At 53.4% G+C, this 3,368-nt stretch carries 3 protein-coding genes and 1 pseudogene; 3 read left to right on the top strand and 1 reads right to left on the bottom strand.

Going from position 1 to position 3,368, the window contains the following annotated elements:
- The first annotated feature begins 186 nt into the window (after nucleotides 1–186).
- Together K6T64_RS16500 and K6T64_RS16495 are read left to right on the top strand one after the other, a co-directional pair.
- Nucleotides 187–498 carry a YolD-like family protein gene (locus K6T64_RS16500; RefSeq protein WP_013076086.1) on the top strand — a complete coding sequence of 104 codons (312 nt, stop codon included), beginning with the start codon at nucleotides 187–189 and terminating at the stop codon, nucleotides 496–498.
- Between the two features lie 138 nt (nucleotides 499–636).
- Entirely contained in the window at nucleotides 637–2,496 is a 1,860-nt protein-coding gene (locus K6T64_RS16495; RefSeq protein ID WP_170099095.1) for a glycosyltransferase, read from the top strand.
- Nucleotides 2,497–2,645: 149 nt separating this feature from the next.
- Here the strand turns inward: K6T64_RS16495 and K6T64_RS16490 are convergent, their stop codons facing one another.
- Nucleotides 2,646–2,801: an alpha/beta-type small acid-soluble spore protein gene (locus tag K6T64_RS16490; protein ID WP_052300611.1), complete on the bottom strand. Its 156-nt coding sequence runs from the start codon at nucleotides 2,799–2,801 to the stop codon at nucleotides 2,646–2,648.
- Nucleotides 2,802–3,063: 262 nt separating this feature from the next.
- On the opposite strand from K6T64_RS16490, the pseudogene K6T64_RS16485 reads away from it, so the two are divergent.
- Nucleotides 3,064–3,368 (top strand): annotated as a pseudogene (locus K6T64_RS16485) (spore germination protein); the annotation flags it as partial.

Here is a 3,368-nt window from a genome sequence, read left to right as displayed (position 1 = left end):
ATAAATCTGCTCGGGAAGCGTCGACCCGGAAAGGCTCGACAGGGAGCCGACTCATTCATGGGCCAAAGTGGGGGGAGGTTCCGGGTCCTGACGAGGCTGATCCTTGGAGCTGTACGGACGGGCCGTTTCGGCCGTGGCTGGGAGAAAAACCGCAATGACCAAGGCATACAGGAGGGAACCAAAAGGATGCGGATCACGGAAGGCAATCTCTTTTCCGCCATGCGGCTGGTGCTTCCCGAACACCGGGACATGGCGGAACGGATGGAGCGGGAGGCGAACCGACGCCGGGAGCCGGAGTTGACGGAAGACCAGTTAGCGGAATTGCGGTATGTGCTGGCCGAAGCGGTGGAAACCGGGAGCCGGGTGCGGATCATGCTGTTTGGACCGGATGAGGATGAGGTATGGGAAGGGGTTCTGGTGCTTCGAAACGGCAGGGTGTATCTGGATGATCACTCCGGGAAGAAGGCCGGGTGGTGGGTTCCGAAAGGGCGGAAATGAAAAGTTGATCTTGATCGCATTCTCAAAACCTCTTTTTGCTATTGCGTAATCTTGAAACGTTTGGTATGAAAAGTAGGTGATTGATTTTCGCTGTATGTTAGTGGGAGAGCCACCATCGTAAGGGTGTGACATCTGCGCATGCAAATTGGGGAGCGTTTTCTGAAACGCGGTCTATTGACAAAGGATCAGTTGGACAGAGTTTTAGAGGCGCAGCAGCAGACAGGCGGGAGAACGGGATGGCTTGCGCTGAGCTTGGGGTACATAACCTCGCGGGAATTGTTGCAAATCCTGGCGGAGCATTATCACCTTCCATTTTTGGAAAACGCGAGTGAGCATGCGAATTTGGTTGACATTTCCTTAATTGAAAGAGTTTCCTATCAGGAAGTGCTCCGTTATCAAACACTGCCGGTTCGGCGGGTTGAAGATCAGCTTGAAGTGTGGACCATCTATCCGGGGTCGGAGTCGGCCTTAACCTGGATCAAAGACACATACCAGACAGAACAGATCTCGGTGCGGGTGATTGGCGAACGCGATTTCTTCGAACTTGTCAGGCGTTTTTGGAAGGTTGACTTGGTCAAGTGGGCTGCGGACGGCCTGTTCTATCGGTCGCCGGAGGAATCCGCCCGGGAAAGGCTCGGTCGGTCACAACGGATTGTCATGAGTATTGCTCTTGTGGTTTTTATCGTGGTGGCATGGCTTTTTCCGACAAAGGTTCTTTTGGGCTCTTTTCTTATCCTGCAAGGAATCTACCTGCTTCAGTGGGTGTTCAAGGTCTGGCTGACTTTGGGACACAAGGACGTTGTCCTTGATCTAGAACCCATCTCCCGACTGCCAAGATCCGAGTGGCCCGTGTACAGCATCTTGGTGCCCTTGTATCGAGAACCGGAACATGTCTTGAGACAATCGATTGAAGCGATCAAAAACCTGGACTATCCGCCGAACCGCCTTGATGTCCTGTTGCTTGTGGAAGAGGACGATCGACAGACGATTGAATATCTGAAACAATGTCGGCCGCCAGGGCATTTTCGGTTTGTGTACATTCCGCCGCTGGGGCCCCGGACCAAACCGAAAGCATGCAACTACGGCCTTATGTTTGCTCGGGGGAAGTACCTCACCATTTATGATGCGGAGGACATTCCGGAACATGACCAATTGTACAAAGCCCTGGCAGGGTTTCAGGCTTGGGGGGATGACACCATTCTGCAGTGTGCCCTGCAATTCTACAACAGCAGACAGAATTTATTGACCCGGTGGTTTGCTCTGGAATACGCCAATTGGTTTGACATCCTGCTTCCTGGATTGCACGGGTGGCGGTTGCCGATTCCGCTCGGCGGCACAAGCAACCATTTTCCTGTGGAGACGTTGCGTCAGATTGGCGGGTGGGATGCCTATAATGTAACGGAAGATGCGGATCTTGGGATGCGGGCGGCAAGGTACCGAATCAAAGTGCGAATGTTGCCTTCCACAACCTGGGAGGAAGCCAACAGTCTTCTCATGAACTGGCTGCGGCAACGGGTTCGCTGGATCAAAGGATACATGCAGACAACGCTGGTGTATACGAGGCGCCCTGTTCAGATGTTCAAGAATTTCGGTTTCAAACAATACGGGGCGTTTCTTTTGTTTGTGGGCTCTGCACCTTTGACCCTTTTGACGAATCTGATTTTGTGGGCGCTGTTTTTGAATTACACGTTCTTTCATTACGGCCCGGACCTACTCTTTACGGATCCCTGGGTGCGCTGGCCCGCGACAGTTTCGTTTGTGTTCGGCAATACGGTGATGGTCCTGCTGGCCGTATGGGGGGGCTGGAAGAGGGGATACAAGGATTTCCTGTGGTGGGGGTTACTGATGCCGATTTACTGGCTGTTGCACTCCATCGCGAGTTACTGGGCGCTGGTGGAACTGCTGACGAAGCCTCACTATTGGTACCGGACGAAGCACGGGCTTGCCGGTCAGGTCGTCGATGTGCCCGAACGGCAACGGGCCTCGGCGTCGTCATGAGTATCTCGGTCACAGAGTTTATCGAAAGGAACGAGCGAGGGCAGTCTCCCGGAATGAGACAGCCCTCTTTGCGGTTATTATTGAATCCCGAAAGTCTGAGAGGCCAGTTGTTGCTCTGCTAAAGCAACAAGTTTGCGGGTAATGTTTCCTCAGATTGCCCCGGTATCCCGCGTCGTCATGGTTCCCCAATAATCATCCGCCGGCACCTGGATGCCCAGTTCCTGGGCCACGTCGTACTTTAACTGATCCAGGGCCCGGAGAGCGCCCGGGACAACGCGAGTATTCCTCTTTTGGCCACGTGCCATTGTACAACACCTCCTGACTTTTGCCACTTATCTTCCCCGGAAACAGTCTTCCGTATGTAACGATCGCAGGCTTTCTTGCGCACTCAGATGATAACTCGGACATTCGCATAAATGGGCAGATTCCTTGGCATAATAATCCAGAAGTGATCTTTAGACGAGACTTGGTGGGGCAATGCGGGGAAAACGTGCAAGGCGGCAAAAAGAGAAGCGGAAGAAAAACATCAGTTGGTCTGCTCCCGAAGTCCCGCAAGGTTACAACGAGTTGTCCAAAAGCATTGACGAGATGTATGGTCGACTGGCTGAAGTGTGGGGGCATTGTGACGACGTCCGGTTTCGCTGGGTTCAGGTCGGGAACCGCAGGGGTTTTGTCGTATGGATTTACACCCTGATCGGAAAAGAACTGGCCCAGGAGGGGCTCCTTGAACCACTTGCCACCTGGGATGGACCCGATATATCCTTGGATGGTCTCGAACGGGTCCTGCAAACGGTTTCCTTGAACACGGTGAAGACCGTAAAAGAAATCAATGCAGCGATTGGGAACGGCCAGGCGGTTCTCTGCGTTGACGG

This window comes from Kyrpidia sp. (genome assembly GCF_023512215.1).
In the GTDB taxonomy this organism is placed as follows: domain Bacteria; phylum Bacillota; class Bacilli; order Kyrpidiales; family Kyrpidiaceae; genus Kyrpidia; species Kyrpidia spormannii.
Note: the sequence above shows the minus strand (reverse complement) of the source record. Positions and strands in the feature narration are given on the sequence as shown.

Bases quoted from the DNA above. Each gene is read 5' to 3' on its own strand.
- K6T64_RS16500 (WP_013076086.1), top strand. From the start codon at position 187: ATGCGGATCACGGAAGGCAATCTCTTTTCCGCCATGCGGCTGGTGCTT.
- K6T64_RS16495 (WP_170099095.1), top strand. From the start codon at position 637: ATGCAAATTGGGGAGCGTTTTCTGAAACGCGGTCTATTGACAAAGGAT.
- K6T64_RS16490 (WP_052300611.1), bottom strand. From the start codon at position 2,801: ATGGCACGTGGCCAAAAGAGGAATACTCGCGTTGTCCCGGGCGCTCTC.